The 21,897-nt window shown below is 44.7% G+C and carries 17 protein-coding genes, 1 other RNA gene and 1 other annotated feature; of the genes, 13 read left to right on the plus strand and 5 right to left on the minus strand.

The features are described 5' to 3' along the window. Window positions 1-13: 13 nt before the first annotated feature. The gene (gene spoVB, locus BA724_RS11815) at window positions 14-1,528 is read right to left on the minus strand and encodes a stage V sporulation protein B (protein ID WP_069938868.1); all 1,515 of its coding nucleotides are present in this window, start codon (window positions 1,526-1,528) and stop codon (window positions 14-16) included. Window positions 1,529-1,622: 94 nt separating this feature from the next. Here spoVB and BA724_RS11820 point away from each other — a divergent pair, with 94 nt between their 5' ends. Together BA724_RS11820 and secDF are read left to right on the plus strand one after the other, a co-directional pair. Further along, entirely contained in the window at window positions 1,623-1,940 is a 318-nt protein-coding gene (locus BA724_RS11820; RefSeq protein WP_245676195.1) for a post-transcriptional regulator, read from the plus strand. 118 nt (window positions 1,941-2,058) lie between these two features. After that, on the plus strand, window positions 2,059-4,320 hold the full coding sequence (secDF, locus tag BA724_RS11825) for a protein translocase subunit SecDF (RefSeq protein WP_069938870.1): 2,262 nt from the start codon (window positions 2,059-2,061) through the stop codon (window positions 4,318-4,320). A 69-nt stretch (window positions 4,321-4,389) separates the two neighbouring features. Here secDF and BA724_RS11830 read toward each other — a convergent pair whose 3' ends face one another. Together BA724_RS11830 and BA724_RS11835 are read right to left on the minus strand one after the other, a co-directional pair. Then, window positions 4,390-5,328 (minus strand): response regulator, encoded by a 939-nt coding sequence (locus tag BA724_RS11830; protein ID WP_069938871.1) that lies wholly within the window; start codon window positions 5,326-5,328, stop codon window positions 4,390-4,392. A 5-nt stretch (window positions 5,329-5,333) separates the two neighbouring features. After that, a complete protein-coding gene (locus BA724_RS11835) occupies window positions 5,334-6,617 on the minus strand; it encodes a sensor histidine kinase (RefSeq protein WP_245676197.1) in 1,284 nt (427 codons plus the stop codon). Between the two features lie 278 nt (window positions 6,618-6,895). Between BA724_RS11835 and BA724_RS11840 the strand changes: the two genes are divergently transcribed. Next, window positions 6,896-8,176 (plus strand): cation:dicarboxylate symporter family transporter, encoded by a 1,281-nt coding sequence (locus tag BA724_RS11840; protein WP_069938872.1) that lies wholly within the window; start codon window positions 6,896-6,898, stop codon window positions 8,174-8,176. A gap of 65 nt (window positions 8,177-8,241) precedes the next feature. Here the strand turns inward: BA724_RS11840 and BA724_RS11845 are convergent, their stop codons facing one another. Continuing rightward, entirely contained in the window at window positions 8,242-9,285 is a 1,044-nt protein-coding gene (locus tag BA724_RS11845) for a C45 family autoproteolytic acyltransferase/hydrolase (protein ID WP_069938873.1), read from the minus strand. A 128-nt stretch (window positions 9,286-9,413) separates the two neighbouring features. Here BA724_RS11845 and BA724_RS11850 point away from each other — a divergent pair, with 128 nt between their 5' ends. The 10 genes from BA724_RS11850 to BA724_RS11895 all read left to right on the plus strand — a co-directional run bounded on the left by BA724_RS11850 (window position 9,414) and on the right by BA724_RS11895 (window position 20,527). Continuing rightward, window positions 9,414-9,746 (plus strand): LapA family protein, encoded by a 333-nt coding sequence (locus BA724_RS11850; RefSeq protein WP_069938874.1) that lies wholly within the window; start codon window positions 9,414-9,416, stop codon window positions 9,744-9,746. Window positions 9,747-9,848: 102 nt separating this feature from the next. Then, a complete protein-coding gene (gene recJ, locus BA724_RS11855; protein ID WP_069938875.1) occupies window positions 9,849-12,185 on the plus strand; it encodes a single-stranded-DNA-specific exonuclease RecJ in 2,337 nt (778 codons plus the stop codon). Next, window positions 12,182-12,697, plus strand: a complete 516-nt coding sequence (locus BA724_RS11860; RefSeq protein WP_069938876.1) for an adenine phosphoribosyltransferase — start codon at window positions 12,182-12,184, stop codon at window positions 12,695-12,697. Before recJ ends, BA724_RS11860 begins: the two co-directional genes overlap by 4 nt. Before the next feature lie 117 nt (window positions 12,698-12,814). Further along, entirely contained in the window at window positions 12,815-15,013 is a 2,199-nt protein-coding gene (locus tag BA724_RS11865; protein ID WP_069938877.1) for a RelA/SpoT family protein, read from the plus strand. 19 nt (window positions 15,014-15,032) lie between these two features. Beyond that, entirely contained in the window at window positions 15,033-15,482 is a 450-nt protein-coding gene (gene dtd / locus BA724_RS11870; protein WP_069938878.1) for a D-aminoacyl-tRNA deacylase, read from the plus strand. Between the two features lie 69 nt (window positions 15,483-15,551). Then, window positions 15,552-15,762: a binding site (T-box leader), on the plus strand. Between the two features lie 251 nt (window positions 15,763-16,013). After that, complete coding sequence (gene hisS, locus BA724_RS11875; protein ID WP_069938879.1) at window positions 16,014-17,291, plus strand: histidine--tRNA ligase; 1,278 nt, start codon at window positions 16,014-16,016, stop codon at window positions 17,289-17,291. Continuing rightward, window positions 17,292-19,064: an aspartate--tRNA ligase gene (gene aspS / locus BA724_RS11880; protein ID WP_069938880.1), complete on the plus strand. Its 1,773-nt coding sequence runs from the start codon at window positions 17,292-17,294 to the stop codon at window positions 19,062-19,064. Window positions 19,065-19,154: 90 nt separating this feature from the next. Then, window positions 19,155-19,340, plus strand: a non-coding RNA gene (ssrS, locus tag BA724_RS11885) — 6S RNA. Window positions 19,341-19,378: 38 nt separating this feature from the next. Next, window positions 19,379-20,140 (plus strand): tRNA threonylcarbamoyladenosine dehydratase, encoded by a 762-nt coding sequence (locus tag BA724_RS11890; protein WP_069938881.1) that lies wholly within the window; start codon window positions 19,379-19,381, stop codon window positions 20,138-20,140. Window positions 20,141-20,338: 198 nt separating this feature from the next. Continuing rightward, complete coding sequence (locus tag BA724_RS11895; RefSeq protein WP_141719932.1) at window positions 20,339-20,527, plus strand: hypothetical protein; 189 nt, start codon at window positions 20,339-20,341, stop codon at window positions 20,525-20,527. Between the two features lie 55 nt (window positions 20,528-20,582). Here the strand turns inward: BA724_RS11895 and BA724_RS11900 are convergent, their stop codons facing one another. Continuing rightward, a complete protein-coding gene (locus BA724_RS11900; RefSeq protein ID WP_069938883.1) occupies window positions 20,583-21,863 on the minus strand; it encodes a replication-associated recombination protein A in 1,281 nt (426 codons plus the stop codon). Window positions 21,864-21,897 lie beyond the last annotated feature (34 nt).

The following is a 21,897-nucleotide window of genomic DNA, read 5'->3' on the forward strand; positions in this document are numbered from 1 at the left end:
TTTTCCGGGCTTTTTACGTGCGCCAAAATAAAACCGTGGTGATATCCTCCTTTTTAAAAATACCGAGAACCACAGCGCCAAAAAAGTAGACGAGCAAGCAGCCAATTATGCCTCCACCTAGATAAAGAAACGTATTGTCTGTTAAAAAGGGCAAAAAAGCTTTTGTCCCTAAATAAGTAAAAGCAAGCAGTAGCGCAATTTTTGCATAAAGACCGTATTGAAGAGGAAATGGGACCGATTTCAGCATGGACGCTGTATGAAGAAGAGTGACAAGTACGATGCTTGCTGCTATGGCAATGGCAGTGCCGCGAATACCGAACGATGCCTGGCTGGATAAAAGAAAAATGATCAAGAGCTTCACTGCTGCTCCATAAAGACTATTCAGCATAGCCGCGCGGGATAAATTCAGCGCCTGTAAAACAGCCTGCAGCGGTCCTTGGCAATAGTATAAAAGGAAGAATGGCGCCATGAGCTGAATTAAGTCGGCTCCTTTTTTTGTATGATACATCACGAGCATCAAAGGCTCGGAAAATAAAAATAGGACAACCACGGAAAATCCACCTGAAAACAAGCAAAAGCGAATGGATTCATTGACACGCCAGGCAATGCTGCTAAACTGTTTTTTGCTGAATGATTCGCTAATATCAGGAACAAGGGACGACGAGAGCGCCACTGTTAAAAAGGAAGGCAAAAACATAAGCGGCAGTGCATATCCGGTTAATACCCCATATTCTTTCATTGCCGCACTCGAAGCGAGCCCTGCGATGGCTAAACTTTTAACGACGACAATCGGCTCAAGAAACCAGGCGCCCGAACCAATCAGCCGGCTGCCGACAGCTGGGAGAGCCGTTTCCGCCATTTCCCCGAAAAGAGGACGGCTTGTCCTTCTGCCAGGCCACTTGCGGACTTTTCGCCATTCTAAACGAAACGCTGCAAGAAGGTAAAGCAGCGACACGAGTTCACCAGCGGAAGCAGCCGCCATTGCACCGGCCGCCGCATATTCAATTCCATATGGCAGCAGCATTCGTCCAGCTGCGATGATCAGCCCGATTCTCACAATCTGTTCAATAAGCTGTGAAAGTGCTGCCGGCTTCATATTCATTTTTCCGTGGAAATACCCACGGATAATGGAAGAAACGGCAATAATGGGCACAGAAGGAGCAATCGCATAAAGCGGTAAAACGGCTCGTTTGTCATGAAAAAGACTTTCCGCCAGATAAGGAGCGAGCAAGCAAAATACGGGCGTTAAAACAGTAGCTAAAGAAACGGTAATAAAAAGAGACGTATACAAAATATGCTTCCGCTGTGCATCATTTTCCGCTGCAGCAACACTTCGGGTGACGGCGACCGGCAAACCGAACTGAACAGCTGTCACAGTTAAAATAAACGCCGGGAAAACGGCCATGTATAAGCCGACGCCTTCTTCACCAATTAACCGGGCAATGACCATTCGGTTCACAAAACCAAGAATTTTCACAAGGAAAATGGCGCCCGCCAGCCACATCGTCCCTTTTATAAATGATGACAATCTGCCACCGCCTTTTCCGAAAAAGTAATTGTGAAGAAAATATTGTATAATGAGATATATGTGCAAACATGGACGAGCATGACAGGGGGCATTTATGATGGGAGAGCATCCATACGATGTGTATTATAACAAGCTGCTGCCGGCATTGATCAGCAAAGTAGAAGAATTCCGGCTGCTTAATTACGAAACGGCAGAAACCAAGACGCTATGGCGTTACCTGCTGAACAAAAAGTGGAAAAAAATCGATGAAGAGCGGCCTCTCTCACGTTTGGTCGGGGATATTTTATCCGTCAAACCGGGCGAGTATATGAATTATATGCAGATCGCAGCATTCAAGACACCGGAATGGGGAGAACCTTTATCCGATCAAGATATGGCTTTTTTATTTGATCCTCGTAAAGACCGTGAGTAAATTGACAGTCTGTTTTTTCTCATTCATAATGAAGATTGCTGAGGAATTTCGGTATTCGTTACCGGAATTTTTTTTATCAACTTGTTTTTTTACATACAATAAGGAGTGGGAATGAAGAATGGTAAAACGAAGCCGGATCGTTTCTTTTCTGCTGGTTGTACTCGTTTTATTCGGTGCAATGAGCGGTACGGCAAGCGATATCGTCAAAAATATTAAACTGGGTCTTGACTTGCAGGGCGGGTTTGAAGTGCTGTATGAAGTAGAGCCTGCAAAAGAAGGACAGAAAATAACAGAAAGTGTCGTAGCGGATACTGCTGAGGCACTTGATAAACGGATCAATGCGCTTGGTGTCAGTGAACCGAGTATTCAGGTAGAAGAAGGAAACCGTATCCGTATTCAGCTTGCTGGTGTGGAAGACCAGGAGCAGGCGCGCAGCATGCTGTCAACGCAGGCAAATTTATCTTTCCGTGACGTAAATGACAACTTGATGATGGACGGAAGTGACCTTACAGAAGGTGGCGCTGAGCAGTCTTTTACAGAAAACGGGCAGCCGAACGTTGCCGTTAAATTAAAAGACAGTAACAAGTTTAAAGAAGTAACAGAAAAAATTGTGGCGATGGCGCCAAACAATCAGCTTGTCATCTGGCTTGACTTTGAAGAAGGCGTCGATTCATTTGCGAAAGAAGCGCAAAAAGAAAACCCGAAATTCCTATCTGCACCAAACGTAGATGAAGTTTTTAACACAACAGATGTAACGATTCAGGGCAGCTTCACGGTAGAAGAAGCACAGGAGCTGGCGGCTTTGTTAGATGCTGGGGCTCTGCCTGTCAAGTTGAATGAAATTTATTCAACATCCGTTGGTGCTCAATTTGGGGAAAAAGCATTAAATGAAACGGTGCTTGCCGGTATTGTCGGGATTGCACTAATCTTTTTATTTATGATTTTTTATTACCGTCTTCCGGGTATTATTGCAGTTGTCACATTGTCCGTTTTTCTTTACCTGACATTGCTCATATTTGATTTAATCAATGCTGTTATGACACTGCCTGGTATAGCGGCCCTTATTTTGGGAGTCGGGATGGCAGTGGATGCAAATATTATTACTGCTGAAAGGATTCGAGAAGAAATTAAAATTGGCCGGCCAATTAAGTCTGCTTTTAAAACGGGGAGCAGCAACGCGTTTCTCACAGTAGTGGATGCGAACTTAACAACCCTTTTAGCGGGTGGCGTATTATTTTATTTCGGAACAAGCTCCGTTAAAGGCTTTGCGACAACGCTTATTATCAGTATACTTGTCAGCTTTTTAACAGCTATTTGGGGAGCAAGGGTATTAATGAGTCTCCTTGTGAAAAGCAATTGGCTCAATGATAAGCCCGGCTGGTTCGGCGTGAAAAAGTCAGCGATTCACCCGATCAGTGAAGGATATGACGCACTTGATCTGCCTACCAAATTTGATAAGCTTGATTTTGTAAAGCCGCACAAAAAATTGTTTGCCTTTTCCGCTGTTGCGATTATTGCTGGAATGATTGTTCTTGCTGTTTTCCGTTTAAACTTGGGTATTGATTTCTCAAGTGGTTCGCGGCTGGAGTTGTTGTCTGACGAACCATTAACAGAGCAGGCTGTCGAAGCGGAACTGGATCAGCTTGGATACGATGTAAATGTGACACTCGGCGGAGATAATCAGAATATGGCATCCGCCCGGTTTGATGAAGCGTTAACGCAGCAGGAAATCGCGGAGGTAAAAACAGCGTTAAATGAAGCGTTTGGTACTGAGCCGAATATTAGTACGGTATCACCTGTTGTTGGAAAAGAATTGGCGAAGAACGCTGTAATGGCTTTGGCTGTTGCGGCAGTAGGGATTATTCTTTACGTGGCTTTCCGTTTTGAGCTTTATATGGGTGTTGCATCTGTATTGGCGCTGCTGCATGATGTCTTTTTCATTATCGCCTTTTTCAGCTTGACGCGTCTTGAAGTGGACATTACCTTTATCGCCGCTGTCCTCACGATTGTCGGTTATTCCATAAATGACACGATCGTAACATTCGACCGCATTCGTGAAAATATGGTGAAGAGTAAAAAAATTACGGCACCGGAACAGCTTGATGTTATTGTAAACAAAAGTATCCGCCAGACACTGGCACGTTCTATCAATACGGTATTAACCGTCGTAGTGGCCGTTATTGCCTTGATCGCTCTGGGAAGTTCTTCGATTTTAAACTTCTCGATCGCACTTCTCGTCGGCCTGATTGGCGGCGCTTATTCTTCCATCTTTATCGCTTCCCAGCTATGGCTGATTTGGAAAAAGAAAGAGTTGAAGAAAAAAGGGAAATTAATTACGTACAAGGAAAAAGCGGCAAACAAGGATGAATTACAAGTATAAGCTGCTGAAAAAACCTGCAAACGAGCTCACACATTGGGAGAGGTTTGCAGGTTTTTTCTTTTGGATTTCTTAATGGGGCTGATTCATTTCTGTCCTTAGCCGTTTTGCTTCAAAAAAGAACATTTGAATAAATTTTTTCATATTCACCTTAATAGGGGTGGAAGAAGAATGCGGATTTTCCTGCAGGTCGATCATTTTTTGCCGGACTGTCATAAAGTCAAAAAATTTCGCTGCATAATACTCGAATTTGGGATTTGCATAGTCTGTCAGGCCGAGGGAAGCAAAGTGGGCAGTAGAATGAATGATAGCTCTGCGAACCCGCTGTTCAGATGCTCTTATTTCTCTGCTGATGTCTTGTTCCGAAACAGAGAAACCAAGTCTTTTTCGAATCGTTTTTTCGAAAATGATTTTTAATGATGGAAAGTTTTGATCCGACGCTAATGCCTCCTCATCTGAAAATAAAAAGTGAAGAATCTCAATTAGATCCTTTGCGCCGTTATGCCCGACAAGGCCAAGCTCAGACAAGAGATATTCCCCGATATCTGCCAGGCTATTTTCATTCTGTGCAGGATGCACCGCCGTATGATCAGCAGGCAGCAGACTGCTAAGAGAGGTTTTAATGGTTTGAATCGATTTTTCCAATTGAATCCGTTCCTTTACTTTTCGGATAACCGTGATCATCTCAATCCGGTTAATAGGCTTCATCACATAGTACTCCACCCCAAGAGCGTAAGCTTCACCGATCAGTTCCTTCGATTCTACTTGGGAAATCATAATGATTTTGCCCTGGTAATGCCCCATCAAATCACGAATGGTTTCAATGCCGTCCTTGATCGGCATAAGCAGATCAATGAAAAGGATATCTATTTTTTGCATATTTAAAAAAGAACCGGTTAACTGCTCCCCATCCGACCGTTCACCAACAACTTCTCCCAAATCTTCATCTTCAATGATTTTCGCCAAAATAGAGCGGATCGCTTCATCATCATCCACAATAAAAAAACGCATAGCAATCAACCTTTCTGAATTAACTCGTGCATTGGGAGATTAATCACAAACAGGACACCATCCCGTTCATTCACCACCGTAATATCACCGTTCAAGCTATTGATAAGCTCTTTTACGTGGGCGAGGCCAATGCCTGTTGAGGGATTCCCCTGCTTATCATATTTCGTAGTAAAGCCTGGATCAAAAATAAGGTGTTTATATTTTTCTGAAATCGGCCGGCCGCTGTTGAAAACGTGCAGTTCTATCAGTTTGCGGGACCGGATAAGCTCAATTCGGACAGAACCGGCTTCTTCGATTGCTTCCACCGCATTTGATACAAGATTATTTATTAACGATAAAAACGTGTAAACGTGATAGGGGGGATGGTCTCCGGAAACAACGAATGAAAATATAATGTTTTTCCCTAAAGATAGGGCATATTTTTCATTGATTCGAACCGTTAATTGAACCAGTTCCTGCACGCTCATAAAATCTTTAGGGCTTTCCTTAATAATGACATTTGACAGACCCGCAAAAATCCGCTGGTTGTCTTTTTTAATTTCATGAATTTTGCCTGCCAATTTCAGCGCCTGCTGGCTCGCTCTGCTGTCCATCTGCTTAAAAGACCGGTACAGCTGATAGGATTCCTTGGTTGCTTCTTCCGCATCATTGAGCGTCTTTTTTAAATAAACCGTTTCTTCGTACAAATTCGAAACAAGCATTAGCATGTGTTCATTTTGTTCTGTTATGTGTTTTCCCCTGGCATGTGCTTCATTCAGCTTCAGCATGTTTAAAAAACTAAGAACGATAAAACTGCGGACAAGTGCAATGAAAACAATTTCCAGCACATCGCCAAAAGAAAAAGTGATGGCAAACAGAAGATAATCGATAAACAATTCTGCCGCATTAGAAAGTAAATCGATGCTAAGGACACTAAATCCAACAGCGATGGAGCGGTCGCGATAGCGTTTTATCCCCAGACGGTCAAATAAGTACGCGTATAAAAAATAATAAATAAACGCAGGGAAATGACGCTGAAGCGAGAGAAGGATACTTTCATGGTGGAACATGACCAAGTCAATGCCTGTACGAAATAAAAGGACAGCTGAAGCAGTGAGGAAGCCGGCACGTAAAATGAATTCTTTTTTTAAAAACAATAAGAAAAAAAACATAACGGGCGGTCCCAGGCCGATCCGAAACGCTTCACTAAAAGGATAAATTTTTAATTCTCCCGCTGCTGGAACACTAATCATCATCAGCAGTATGAGCAGCCGGTTCTTTTTTAAAAAAGGATGTGAATAAAGGATCACAAGCCCTCCTTTTGTTCCAATGTATGAGAAATAGTATACAATTGGGCGGCGCGTAATACAATATTGCTTTATTTTCGAAAAAAAAACGCTCACTTTGTCGAGGGGTGTATGATTTTGTAGGTTATAAAATATAGTTTTATACATGGTAGTGTACCTGTTGATCTGTTTAAAAAATAGACATATTTTACAGGTGAAACGATAGAGAATAACAGGCTGCTCCTGGTCATAGGCCGGTGAAGCGCAGCTGTAAATTATGAATAAAGGAAAGGATTGGTTAAATGAAGAAAATTGGTTTAGCCTGGCAAATCCTAATTGGTTTAATTGCCGGTATTATAGTAGGAGCAGTATTTTATGGAAACCCACATGTAGCGGATTACTTGCAGCCGATTGGAGATATTTTTCTCAATCTGATTAAAATGATCGTTATCCCCATCGTTATTTCCAGTATCATTGTGGGGGTAGCTGGTGTAGGCGATACGAAAAAGCTCGGGAAATTGGGCGGCAAAACGCTTCTTTACTTTGAAATCATTACGACGGTTGCCATCTTAGTCGGGCTCGCCGCCGGAAATATTTTTCAGCCGGGTGCAGGCATTGACATGTCCTCTTTAGACAAAACCGACATTGGAAGTTATGTAAACACAAGTGAAGAAACAGCGGATCACGGGTTTGCGGAAACATTTGTAAACATTGTGCCAGCTAACTTATTCACCTCTCTTGCAGAAGGCGATATGCTCGCGATCATCTTTTTCTCCGTTGTGTTCGGTCTTGGTATTGCGGCGATTGGTGAAAAAGGAAAACCAGTTCTGCAGTTTTTCCAGGGAACATCAGAAGCGATGTTTTATATAACAAACCAAATTATGAAGTTTGCTCCGTTTGGCGTTTTTGCCTTGATTGGAGTGACCGTATCAAAATTCGGTGTAGAATCACTTATCCCGCTCAGCAAATTGATTATTCTCGTATACGGCGCCATGTTCTTCTTTGTTCTTGTGGTGCTTGGGCTGACGGCAAAACTAGTCGGCGTTAACATTTTTAACTTGTTTAAAATTTTGAAAGACGAATTGATTCTTGCGTACACAACGTCAAGTTCCGAAACGGTTCTGCCAAAATTGATTGAAAAAATGGAGAAATTCGGCTGCCCGAAAGCGATTGTATCGTTTGTTATTCCAACAGGTTATTCATTTAACCTCGATGGATCAACACTTTACCAGGCTATTGCGGCGTTGTTTATCGCGCAAATGTATGGCATTGATTTGTCAATGGCAGAACAATTGTCGCTTGTTCTTGTGTTAATGGTAACATCAAAAGGAATTGCAGGTGTTCCGGGTGTTTCGTTTGTCGTGCTGCTTGCCACATTGGGAAGCGTTGGAATTCCGGTTGAAGGTTTAGCCTTTATTGCAGGGATCGACCGCATTCTCGATATGGCCCGCACAGCGGTTAACGTTGTCGGAAACTCCCTTGCAGCGATCGTATTGTCCAAATGGGAAGGGCAATATAATGAGGTTAAAGCACAGCAATATCTGGATGAAGTTCGCCAGCTGCAGCAATCAAAATCCGCATGAAAAAAAGACAGGCTTTCGTCAGCCTGTCTCTTTTTTTATATTTTCAGCCGTCGCTTCGAAGTGGATTACATATGAACAAAGGGTTCTTCTGAATCAATTTGGCCAAAAATACGCGTGACAGGCAGACGTTCCCCGTTTAACCACTGCTTAAAATCAATAGGCAGCGGACGAGCCTGCTCGCCGATGCCGGCAAGAATGTGTAAGGACTGGGGCTCATATACAGTCGTATGAAGCGTACCGGACCAGCTGCCGTATTTCTTTTTGAAAATACCATAAGAAGGATCGTTAAAAAGCTCATATGCCTTCTCTGCACTTTGAGGTCTTTCTGAGTAACTTTGCAGCGTTTGGAGCCGTTCTTTGGATTCTATCGTATGATAGCGGTTTTCGCCCGATAATTCCTCTGAAACAAAGTGGTTGGCGCAGGCAGTTGTCTGCTTATATATATGAATGCCGCGCGGAGACGCTTCGACAACGGCGCTTTGCATTGAAGCATCGTAAAGAGAATAATTAAAGGAATGGCGGTGCGGAATAGAAGAAAGGAGGGCAATCGCCTCTTCGGTTGTCGCGCACGAATCAAGTACCATGCGGGCGATCACGCTGCACGTAAACCCGTCTTCAGCACGGCGCCGGTTCACAAAATGAAATCCAATGACAAGGCCCTTTTCATTCATACCGTCAATCCGCCCGATCATTCGCCCGCTGATGCCGACAGACGCGTAGCCGTGGTCAGGCTGCCATAAAAGAAGCCGGCCTTCGTATGTTTTTGGATGAAAATCATAATTTCTTGCAAAAACACCGCCGTTCATCATGGCTGAGCAGCCGCTGTTCACATCATCCGCCTGAAAACCGCTATATTCATGGATGACATCATATAACGACCAGCCAAGTGATTCGGCCAGCCCTTCAAACTCTTCCCACATAACAGGAGCATACGTGTGAAAATACCTTTTTACTTGCTGAAAGTCTATATCATATGCACGAAGGGATTGTTTACGGCGTTTTTGATGAACGGCAAAAAGCGGCGACTGTTTTAATTTGTCGCCGGCAAGGCGCCCCAGATCGTAATAACTGCCTCTTCCTTGAATGATGTCTACGTAAAAGCGCTGCATCCTATTCCTGCTTTCTTTTTCTTTTTATCGTGCCTTTTTTGAAAAAAGAATTCAAGAACGAAGTGTATAAGAATGTTTGAAGTGAGCTGCGAAAAGGAAAAAGTAAGTCATGTAGGGAGGGAAGCAGATTGAAAACACAAACAGCACTTATTCTGGGATTGATTTTTGCGCTTATAATTGCTCTTTTTGCAGTAATTAATGTTGATCCGGTTACGGTTAATTACGCATTTGGCTCTGCCCAATGGCCGCTTATTCTCGTCATTTTATTTTCTGTTTTAATGGGCGGACTGGTCATCTTTATGTTCAGTTTATTCCGGACAGTGGCGCTAAAACGTCAAAATAAGGAACTGATAAGACAAAACGAACAATTGAAAAAAGAAGTGTATGAATTGAAGCTGGATCACCGGGAAGCAATAACGCCGGCGGCTGATTCAACCCGGCTGGCACCGGATGGTGATTAATAAAAAAACCGGCGGCTGTGGTCCTCCACAGCCGCCGGTTTTTTCTCTTTATTGTCATTTCTTCTTTTGACCCGTATAATGAGTACGTTATGGGGTGAAATTATGCTGAAACCAAAAATGCGCTGGTCCTTGAAAGAAGTGGACCGCACAAAAAGTGAAGCGTTTGCGGAGGAAGTCGGGACGAGCCCGCTCGCAGCATCGCTTTTATTGGGACGGGGAATCACGGAAAAAGAAGAAGCGCGTGCTTTTTTATTTGATGAAGGCGTGACATTTCACGATCCTTTTTTATTAAAAGATATGGATAAAGCAATCGGCCGTATTCGTCAGGCGAGAGAGCAGGAAGAAGCAGTGCTTGTCTTCGGTGACTATGACGCGGACGGTGTGAGCAGCACCTCAGTGCTTTTAACAGCGCTTCGTGACTATGGGGTTCTAGCTGATTATTATATTCCAAACCGGTTTACGGAAGGATATGGTCCGAATGAGCCGGCTTTTCGTCATGCAAAAGAAAGCGGTTTTGGCTTAATTATTACTGTCGATACCGGTATTTCAGGTGTGCATGAGGCGCAAGTCGCAAAAGAAATCGGTATTGACTTAATCATTACCGATCATCACGAACCAGGACCTGAGCTGCCGGAAGCGTTAGCGATTATCCACCCGAAGCATCCAGACGGGACGTATCCGTTTGGGTATCTTGCAGGTGTGGGCGTTGCGTTAAAAGTAGCACATGCATTATATGGAAAAGTGCCGGAGCATTTGCTCGATTTAGCAGCAATCGGAACAATCGCTGATTTAGTTCCGTTAAATGGAGAAAATCGATTGATTGCAAAAAAAGGCATTTCCGCTCTCCGTCAATCAGAGCGTCCAGGCATTGTCGCACTTTGCAAACAGACGGGCACAGAGCAGTCATCGATTAATGAAGAAACGGTCGGATTTATGATCGGTCCACGTATTAATGCAGCAGGGCGGCTCGATGATGCTGGTCCTGCTGCGGAGCTGATGCTCACAGAAGACGCGGAAGAAGCAATGATGCTTGCAGAAGAAATCGATGCACTGAATAAGCAGCGCCAGACCATCGTAAATGAGATGGCAAAAGAAGCAATTGAGATGGTCAACCAGGATTATCCGCCAGACCAATATCCGGTTATTATTGTCGGCAAAGAAGGGTGGAACCCTGGTGTCGTCGGCATTGTGGCATCCCGTCTGACGGATACATTTTACCGTCCGGCCATTGTGCTCGGGCTTGATTCGGAAAAAGGAATCGCTAAAGGGTCTGCCAGAAGCATTAAAGGGTTTGATTTATTTAAAAGCTTGTCGACATGCCGTGATATTCTTCCTCATTTTGGCGGACATCCGATGGCCGCGGGCATGACGCTGTCGATTGATAATGTGGATGAATTGCGCCGCCGGATGGTTGACATTGCAAATGACACGTTGACAGCGGAGGATTTTACGCCAATCATCCAGGTTGATGGAGAAGCGTCCGTATCAGATATTACTGTTCAAGGCATTGAAGAGCTGAATAAGCTGGCGCCATTTGGGATGAATAACCCGAAGCCGCTGTTTGTCATTCAAGATGCGAAAATCACTTCAATGAAAAAAATTGGCGCCAATCAAGCCCATTTAAAAGCTGCCTTTGAAAAAGACGGCCAGACAATTGATGGAATCGGTTTTGGAATGGGTGATTATGCTGATCAAATTGCTAAAACATCAGACGTTTCTGTGATCGGTGAGTTATCCATAAATGAATGGAACAATATGCGCCGGCCGCAGCTCATGCTTCGCGATATGCGTGTGGATGAATGCCAGCTGTTTGATATGCGCGGCGGGAAAAATTTGTCCAGCTGGTACAAAGACGTGCCGGATGGGAAGGTTGTCATTTCTTTCGGGCGGGAATCTGCAGATCCGGCCATCGTATTCGTAAAAACGGAACAAGAGGCCAAAAACATTGTGATTGATGAGAAGAATGTGATTCTGCTGGATTTGCCAGAAAACGAACAGATGATAAAATCATTGCTTGCAGGGAAATCACCCGCGCGTATTTACGCCCATTTCAGCACACAGGAAAGCCATTTTTTCAGCGCAATGCCAACGCGGGACCAATTTAAATGGTACTACGGCTTTTTGCTGAAAAGAGGCTCATTTAATGTAAAGCAGCATGGGGAGCTGCTCGCAAAAAAACAAGGCTGGTCCTATCAGGCCATCCAGTTTATGTCAAAGGTGTTTTATGAACTTGGATTTGTTACACTAAACGATGGAAAGATTGAAGTGCAAAAGGGTGCGGACAAGCGTGACTTAAGCGAGTCGCCTGCCTACATACGAAAGCAGACGCAATTTGACCTTGAACAAAAGCTGTTGTACTCATCTTACCGAGAATTAAAAGAAATTCTTGATCGGTGGATGAAGAAGCCTGATGCACACAGGGAGGAACTATTGAAATGAATTTAAAAGACTATATTAAAATTGTGCCGGATTGGCCGAAGCCGGGTATTCAGTTTAAAGATATTACGCCGCTAATGGATAATGGCGATGCCTTCCGGTATGCGACAGATCAAATTGTCACATACGCAAAAGAAAAACAGGCGGATTTAATCGTCGGCCCGGAAGCGCGCGGCTTTATTGTCGGCTGCCCGGTTGCCTATTCACTTGGTGTTGGTTTTGCACCTGTCCGCAAGGAGGGCAAGCTGCCGCGTGAAACAATTAAAGTGGAATACGGTCTTGAATACGGAAAAGATGTACTGACGATCCATAAAGACGCTGTAAAGCCTGGCCAACGCGTACTGATCACAGATGACCTTTTAGCGACAGGCGGCACGATTGAGGCGACAATTAAGCTTGTGGAACAGCTTGGCGGTATCGTCGTCGGCATTGCCTTTTTAATTGAATTAAATTATTTGAACGGACGCGACAAACTGGATGATTATGACATTTTAACGATCATTCCATACGATTGATTCGACAAAAATCGCCCAATTCAGAAAAAAAGTGCAGGATGACTTTACATCCTGCACTTTTTTTTCGATAATAAGAACAATTAGTTTTTTCGGAAAGGGCGAAGGTGAACAAAACATATGGCGAAAGACCAGATATTAACCGCCGACCAGGTCATTGACCGGACCCGTGGCTACTTGAACGAGGGGCATGTCCAATTTGTTCGACGCGCGTTTGAGTATGCGAAAGAGGCGCATAAGCACCAGTTTCGCAAATCGGGCGAGCCGTATATTATTCATCCGATTCAAGTTGCCGGCATTTTGGCCGACCTTGAGATGGACCCGGCTACAGTTGCTTCCGGCTTTTTGCATGATGTTGTAGAAGATACGGATGTTACGCTGCAGGATTTGGCGGATGAATTTAGCGCGGAAGTGGCGATGCTTGTAGATGGCGTAACGAAGCTCGGAAAAATTAAATATAAATCAAAAGAAGAGCAGCAGGCGGAAAATCACCGGAAAATGTTTGTCGCGATGGCGCAGGACATCCGGGTTATTTTAATAAAACTGGCTGACCGTCTTCACAATATGCGTACGCTTAAGCACTTGCCACAGGAAAAACAGCGTCGTATTTCTAATGAAACATTGGAGATCTTCGCACCACTCGCCCACCGTCTTGGTATGTCGAAAATTAAATGGGAGCTTGAAGATACAGCGCTTCGCTATTTAAATCCGCAGCAATATTACCGGATCGTCAATTTAATGAAACGAAAACGGGAAGAGCGGGAGCAATATTTAGACGACGTGATCGATTTAATGCGGAGCCGCCTGGAAGAAATGGACATCGAATCCGAAATATCCGGCCGCCCGAAACATATATACAGTATTTACCGGAAAATGGCGTTGCAGCATAAACAATTTAATGAGATTTATGATTTGTTGGCTGTTCGTATTGTCGTTGAAAATATTAAAGATTGCTACGCGGCGCTAGGAATTATCCATACATACTGGAAGCCGATGCCAGGGCGCTTTAAAGACTACATTGCCATGCCGAAAACGAATATGTACCAATCACTTCATACAACCGTTATCGGTCCGAAAGGGGACCCTCTTGAAGTGCAGATCCGGACAGTAGAGATGCATCGTATTGCTGAATTCGGGGTCGCTGCGCATTGGGCCTACAAAGAAGGCCGTACGGTGGACGAAAGTGCTTCTTTTGAAAAGAAAATGACCTGGTTCCGGGAAATTCTGGACTTTCAAAACGAGTCACAGGATGCGGAAGAATTTATGGAATCATTAAAGCTTGATTTGTTCTCGGATATGGTATTTGTGTTCACACCAAAAGGCGACGTGCTTGAATTGCCGGCAGGCTCTGTTCCAATTGATTTTGCGTACCGGATCCATTCAGAAATCGGCAACAAAACGATCGGGGCAAAAGTAAACGGCAAAATGGTAACGCTCGATTACAAAATGAAAACTGGCGATATTTTAGAAATTTTAACGTCGAAGCATTCGTATGGTCCAAGCAAGGACTGGATTAAAATGGCCCAGACATCTCAGGCGAAAAATAAAATCCGCCAGTTTTTCAAAAAGCAAAACCGTGAAGAAAATGTTGAAAAAGGCCGGGAAATGATCGAAAATGAAATTAAAAATATGGAGTTTGACGTAAAAGAAGTTATGACGCAGCAAAACTTAAAACGCGTCGCCGAAAAGTTTAACTTTTTGAACGAAGAAGACATGTATGCGGCAGTGGGCTATAACGGTGTTACGGCGCTGCAGGTTGCGAATCGGCTCACGGAAAAATTACGTAAACAGCGTGATCAGGAAGCGGCGCTGCATGAGGCAGTGAAAGAAATAAAAGCCCCGCCAAACCCATCCGCTCAGAAGAAAAATGCGGGCGTTACGGTTAAAGGGATCGACAATTTATTAATCCGCCTGTCCCGCTGCTGCAACCCGGTGCCGGGAGATGACATCGTTGGCTATATTACAAAAGGCCGCGGTGTCTCCGTTCACCGGGAGGACTGCCCGAACGTGACAGCCGACGACGATGCGGAAAACCGCCTCATTCCAGTTGAATGGGAATCTGGCGGAGCCAATCAAAAAGAATACCTTGTTGATATCGAGATTTCCGGATATGACCGGCAGGGGCTTCTTAATGAAGTACTGCACGTTGTCAGCGAAACAAAAACCAATATATCGGCAGTGTCCGGACGCTCTGATCGGAACAAAATGGCAAAAATTGATATGTCGATTTTCATTCGCAACGTCAATCACTTGCAAAAAGTAGTAGAACGGGTCAAACAAATTCCGGATATTTATTCTGTCCGCCGTATTATGAATTAACTATAGAAGGTGCCTGCTGATGAAAGTTGTGTTGCAAAGAAGTAAAAAAGCCAGTGTAACAGTGGCTGGAGAAGTGAAGGGGACAATCGATTCAGGACTTGTGCTGCTTGTCGGCGTGACGCATGACGATACCGAACAGGATGCGGCTTGGCTCGCTGAAAAAATTGTCCATCTGCGCATTTTTGAAGATGAATTGGGCAAAATGAACGAATCCCTGCTCGATCGTGCCGGATCTGTTTTATCGGTTTCGCAGTTTACCTTATACGGTGACTGTAAAAAAGGCCGTCGTCCAAACTTTATGAAAGCGGCGCCCGGCGAACAGGCGGAAAAGCTTTATGAAACATTCAACCGCTTCATCCGTGAAAAAGGAGTGCATGTGGAAACAGGTGTATTCGGTGCGATGATGGATGTCGCACTTGTCAACGATGGACCGGTCACGCTGATTCTCGATACAAAAGATTTAGGTTGAAATAAAGAGAAAAGTTTTTTATAATTTTTTCAGCGGGGTTGCACGGATGGGCCCATTAAAACAGCATAAATAAAGCCATAGACGAAGAAAAGTAGTGAAGGACTGCCCGGACAGAGAAAAATGCCAAGACTGAGAGCATTTACGGCGCACTTTCATGAACAGACACTTCCGAGGCGTTTTTCTGAAATATATGTAGGAAAAACCGCGAATTGCGTTATCAAAAAAAGTGAAAGCTTCGGCTTTAACGAGGGTGGTACCGCGGAAAACTTCCGTCCCTGCGCATGTTGCAGGGATGGAAGTTTTTTTATGTGCTCTTATAAAAAATAAGAAAGTATGGGTTTTACGCTGTCTAGCTCCAGGCGCCATCGGCTCGAGGGCTCACAGGATGTGAGTCACAAAGGCGTTGCGGCACGATGCCGCGTTCTTAGCCTTTGCTCTAAGCAAGCCCTTGTGGAGGCAAAGAACGCCTCCGCCATTGCTTGTCGCCGATAAACGGGCGCCCTGCGCTTTTCTACTAAAGGAGGAACTATCATGTCAGTGAACATTCCACGCGGCACACAGGATATTTTGCCGGGCCAGTCGGAAAAATGGCAGTACATTGAATCAATTGCAAAAGACGTATGCCGCCGTTATCACTATAAAGAAATCCGGACGCCGATTTTTGAGCATACTGAACTGTTTAAACGAAGCGTTGGTGATACGACAGACATTGTGCAAAAAGAAATGTACACGTTTGAAGACAGAGGTGAACGCAGCTTAACACTTCGTCCGGAAGGAACAGCCGCCGTCGTCCGTTCATTTGTTGAAAATAAAATGTTTGGTATGGCAGATCAGCCGGTAAAGTTGTATTACACAGGTCCGATGTTCCGCTATGAACGCCCGCAGGCAGGCCGTTACCGCCAGTTTGTCCAGTTTGGCGTTGAAGCAATTGGCAGTGAAGATCCCGCCATTGATGCAGAAGTAATCGGTCTTGTCATGGACATCTACAAAATGGCAGGGCTGAAAAAGCTGAAACTTGTCATTAATTCGCTCGGGGACGCTGAGAGCCGGACGAAACACCGCGAAGCGCTAATTCGCCACTTTGAGCCGCATATTGAGGAGTTTTGCGGTGACTGTCAAATGCGCCTGAAGCAAAATCCGCTGCGGATTTTGGACTGCAAAAAAGACCGTGATCATGAACTGATGAAAACAGCGCCGTCGATTTTAGATTATTTAAACGAAGAATCAAAAGCGTATTTTGAAAAAGTAACAGCATACTTAGATGCAGTCGGCATTCAATATACAATCGATCCAAAGCTTGTCCGCGGACTGGATTACTACAATCACACTGCATTTGAAGTGATGAGTGAGGCGGAAGGGTTTGGTGCCATTACGACGCTATGCGGCGGCGGGCGCTACAACGGCCTTGTACAGCAGCTTGGCGGTCCGGAATCGCCAGGGATAGGCTTTGCCTTCAGCATCGAGCGGTTTATTGCCGCAATGGAGGCGGAAAAAGTCGAATGGCCGATTGATAAAGGGCTCGACTGCTTTATCGTTGCGCTCGGTGATGCGGCGAAAGACCGATCTGTTTCTCTTGTTCATGAATTACGGACAGCGGGTCTTTCGGCAGAGCGGGATTATCAGGACCGGAAAATGAAAGCTCAGCTTAAAGCGTCAGACCGTCAACATGCACGCTTTACTGCTATTCTCGGTGAAGATGAATTAACGGAAAACCGGATTACCGTAAAAGATATGGCAGAAGGTTCTCAAGATCAGGTTCCGCTAAATGAACTGGCGAATTATTTGAAAACAAAAATGGAGGCGAACTAAATGTTTGGACGCACGTTTTATAACGGTCAAATGACCGAAGAGCATATTGGGCAAGTTGTATCATTAAAAGGATGGGTGCAGCGCCGCCGCGATCTTGGCAGCGTAATTTTTATCGATTTGCGTGACCGTACAGGCATCATGCAGATTGTCTTTAATCCGGAAATTTCAGCAGACGCACTTGCTGTTGCGGAAAAAGTCCGTAATGAATATGTGCTCGATGTAAAAGGAACGATCGTGAAGCGTGATGCGGAAACAGTAAACGAAAACATTCCAACCGGTACAATTGAAGTACACGTGACAGAAATTAACGTGCTGAGTGAAGCAAAAACACCGCCATTTATGATTGAAGACGGAACAGAAGTAAACGAAGATGTCCGCTTGAAATACCGCTATATGGATCTTCGCCGTCCGGTTATGTTTGAAACATTGAAAATGCGCAGTGACGTTACAAAAACAATTCGTGATTATTTGGATGAAGGCGGCTTTTTAGACGTTGAAACGCCAATTTTAACAAAATCAACACCTGAAGGCGCACGTGACTATCTCGTACCGAGCCGTGTGCATCCTGGCGAATTTTATGCTTTGCCGCAGTCACCACAAATTTTCAAGCAGCTGCTCATGGTATCCGGCGTTGACCGCTACTATCAAATTGCCCGCTGCTTCCGTGACGAAGACTTGCGCGCCGACCGTCAGCCTGAATTTACACAAGTCGATATTGAAACAAGCTTTATGAGCCAGGAAGACATTATGCAAATGACTGAAGAAATGCTTAAAAAAGTGATGAAGCGCGTGAAAAATGTGGAAATTGACGGCGCATTCCAGCGTATGACGTATGATGACGCAATGAACCGTTTTGGTTCTGATAAACCAGATACACGTTTCGGTCTTGAGTTGATCGATATGGCGGATGTCGTTCGCGGTTCCGGCTTTAAAGTGTTTGCGCAAGTTGTCGAATCGGGCGGCCAGGTAAAAGCATTATGCGTACCGGGTGGCGGAGAAAAATATTCGCGTAAAGACATCGATCATTTAACTGAATTTGCCGCGATTTACGGCGCAAAAGGTCTTGCGTGGCTGAAAGTAGAAGAAGACGGCATGAAAGGTCCGATCATTAAGTTCTTCACAGAAGAAGAGCAGGTGAAAATGCTCCAAACAGCTGGAGCAAAAACAGGTGACTTGATCATGTTTGTTGCAGATAAAAAGAAGGTTGTGGCGGATGCCCTCGGCGCACTTCGCTTAAAGCTTGGAAAAGAGCTTGGTATGATCGACGAGTCAAAATACAATTTCCTATGGGTAACCGACTGGCCGCTGCTTGAGTACGATGAAGAAGAAGGCCGTTATTATGCAGCACACCATCCATTTACAATGCCGTTCCGTGAAGACCTTGAAAAAATGGAATCAGACCCGGGTGCGGTACGGGCGCAGGCCTATGATATCGTTTTGAATGGCTATGAGCTCGGCGGCGGTTCGATCCGTATTTTTGAACGGGATGTTCAAGAAAAAATGTTCAAGCTGCTTGGTTTTACAGAAGAGCAGGCGAAAGAACAATTTGGCTTCCTTTTAGATGCATTTGAATATGGAACGCCTCCACACGGTGGGATTGCACTTGGTCTTGACCGGTTTGTTATGCTGCTTGCAGGGCGGACAAACTTGCGGGATACGATTGCGTTCCCGAAAACGGCAAGTGCCGCGGATGTGTTGACAGATGCGCCGGGTGAAGTATCAAGTGCCCAGCTGGAAGAGCTTCATTTGCGCGTCAGCCAGACCGCTAAATAAGACAAAAGATGTATTTTTAATTTTCTGATTAATTCAAGAGAATCTTAGTTGACCTAAAAAAAAACGTATGATAAGATGTATCCAATAAGGCGAATCCTGATGTGTACGTTAGTTACACATTCTGTTTTGACCGAACACTATATGTTTGGGAGTCTGAGTTTTTGGACTGCGCACATGCCCTTTGCGGGGACTTGCAACGCCCGAAACAGGGCACCCACCTGCTGTAGAGCGGGTTCAAAACATATGTTTTACAACGACGGCACGATTGGGATTCGCCGTCTTTTTTTATGTTTAAAAACAGGAGTGATTTTCATATGCTTCATCAATTTTCCCGCAATGAACTCGCCTTTGGACAAGAAGGCCTTAACTTATTAAAAAATACAACCGTTGCCGTTCTCGGGATCGGCGGTGTCGGCTCATTTTCTGCTGAAGCACTTGCCCGTTCCGGTGTGGGACGTTTAATTTTGGTTGATAAAGATGTAATCGATATTACAAATATTAACCGCCAGCTGCCCGCGCTTTTATCAACAGTCGGCCAGCCAAAAGCGGATTTAATGAAAGAGCGGATTGCCGATATCAATCCGGACTGCGAAGTGATCGCGCTGAAAATGTTTTATACAGAAGAAACGTATGAAGAATTTTTTAGCTATGGCCTTGATTACGTTGTCGACGCGTCTGACACCATTTCGTACAAAATTCATTTAATGAAGGAATGCTTGAAGCGGGATATCCCGATCATTTCAAGTATGGGAGCCGCGAATAAAATGGATCCTACCCGGTTTACGATAGCGGATATTTCCAAAACGCATACGGATCCAATTGCAAAAGTAATTCGCACGCGTTTGCGGAAAGAGGGAATTAAAAAAGGCATTCCCGTCATTTTTTCAGATGAAAGCCCGATTGTTATTCGTGAAGATGTACGGCAGGTCGTCGGCAATGATGATGCGGAAATTCGCAAAGCGAAAATGCCGCCCGCTTCCAATGCATTTGTTCCATCGGTTGCGGGATTAATTGCAGCGAGCTACGTTGTTCGTGATATTTTAAAAGATATAAAAATCACACGTGTAAATGACTAGAAAAGATCATCCTTTTAAAAGGGTGATCTTTTTTGTGGAAACGGTCTTTTTGTCTGTTTTTTGAGTGTCTTATTTCTATTTTCAATCATCACCGGGGCGGCACTGTTCGGTCTTTCAGGGCAATCCGCTCATTTAGCGTATGTAAATGGGCAGGTGGCCGAGTAAAATATGCTTTTTCACCTCGTGAAGATTTATACCATGAAGTCAGTAGAGGTGCTTATTTTAGCGACAATGGCGTTTACGGCCTCTGCTGTTTTCCGCAGCAGCTCGCTTGCCATTGGAATAGGGATGACGATAAGTTTTTCACTCATTAGGCTATTAATTTGCTTTCTTGTCTTTCACCTTTTTACTTTTACCGTCTTTGTAAAGCGCGATGTTGCTGAATAAGAGCGGACGCAGCGGAAAATCGGGTTTTAATCCCAAAAAAACACGCCGGCATTTTCTACTGGCGTGTTTCTTTTTTTCCTTTTTCAATTTTTTCATATATTTGCGACAGCGCCTGCTCAAATTTACCGGTCTGTTTAGGGGCAAAGTAACGCTTGTGCTTTAATGTATCCGGTAAATATTGCTGAGCCACCCAGCCACTTTCAAAATCATGCGGATATTGATAGTCGACACCCCGGCCGAGTTTAGCTGCACTTTTGTAGTGGGCATCTTTTAAATGAGCCGGCACTTCGCCTGCGCGTCCAGCCCGTACGTCCGCAAGCGCCGCATCAATCGCTTTATAGGCGGAATTGGATTTGGGCGACAAACATAGCTCCACAACTGCGTTTGCGAGTGGAATGCGTGCTTCCGGGAATCCGAGCCGCTCTGCTGCTTCAACAGCTGATAGTGTTCTCTCGCCGGCTTGGGGACTTGCAAGGCCAATATCTTCATACGAGATGACTACGAGGCGGCGGGCAATGCTGACAAGATCTCCCGCTTCAATAAGCCGGGCTAAATAGTGGAGAGCCGCGTTCACGTCGCTTCCCCGTATTGATTTTTGAAAAGCGCTCAGTACGTCATAGTGGGCATCTCCATCTTTGTCGTGTGAAAAGCTTTTTTGCTGCAGGCATTCTTCAGCCGTTTGGAGCGTAATGTGAATGATCCCATTTTCATCTGGTTTCGTAGAGGTCACCGCAAGTTCAAGTGCATTTAGCGAACTGCGAACGTCTCCACCGGACGCTTGGGCAAGATGAGCAAGAGCTTCAGCAGTTATTTCTGTTTTACAGGTGCCAAGACCACGTTCTTCATCTTGAAGAGCCCCTTTAAGCAGCTTTTTTACTGATTCTGGCGTGAGGGGCTTTACTTCGAAAATTTGGCAGCGGCTGCGAATGGCTGGATTAATGGCGTGATAAGGGTTACTCGTCGTTGCACCGATCAGAACAATCATGCCATTTTCTAAAAAAGGCAATAAATAATCCTGTTTCGCTTTATCAAGACGGTGCACCTCATCCAAAAGCAAAATGACGGTGCCGGACATTTTCGCTTCAGCAGCGACAATCTCCATATCTTTTTTATTGCTTGTGACCGCATTCAGCGTTCGAAACGCATACTGCGTCGTACCGGCAATTGCACTGGCAATAGACGTTTTGCCGGTACCAGGCGGACCATACAAAATCATTGAAGATAATTTTTTCGCTTCCGTCATCCGTCTGATGATTTTGCCTTCACCTGTTAAGTGCTCCTGGCCAACGACATCGTTAATTGTGCGCGGCCGCATTCGATAGGCGAGCGGCTTCATGTAAATCCCTCTTTCTCGTTTGTTTGATTCACTT

The organism is Domibacillus iocasae (assembly GCF_001750285.1).
GTDB lineage: Bacteria > Bacillota > Bacilli > Bacillales > Domibacillaceae > Domibacillus > Domibacillus iocasae.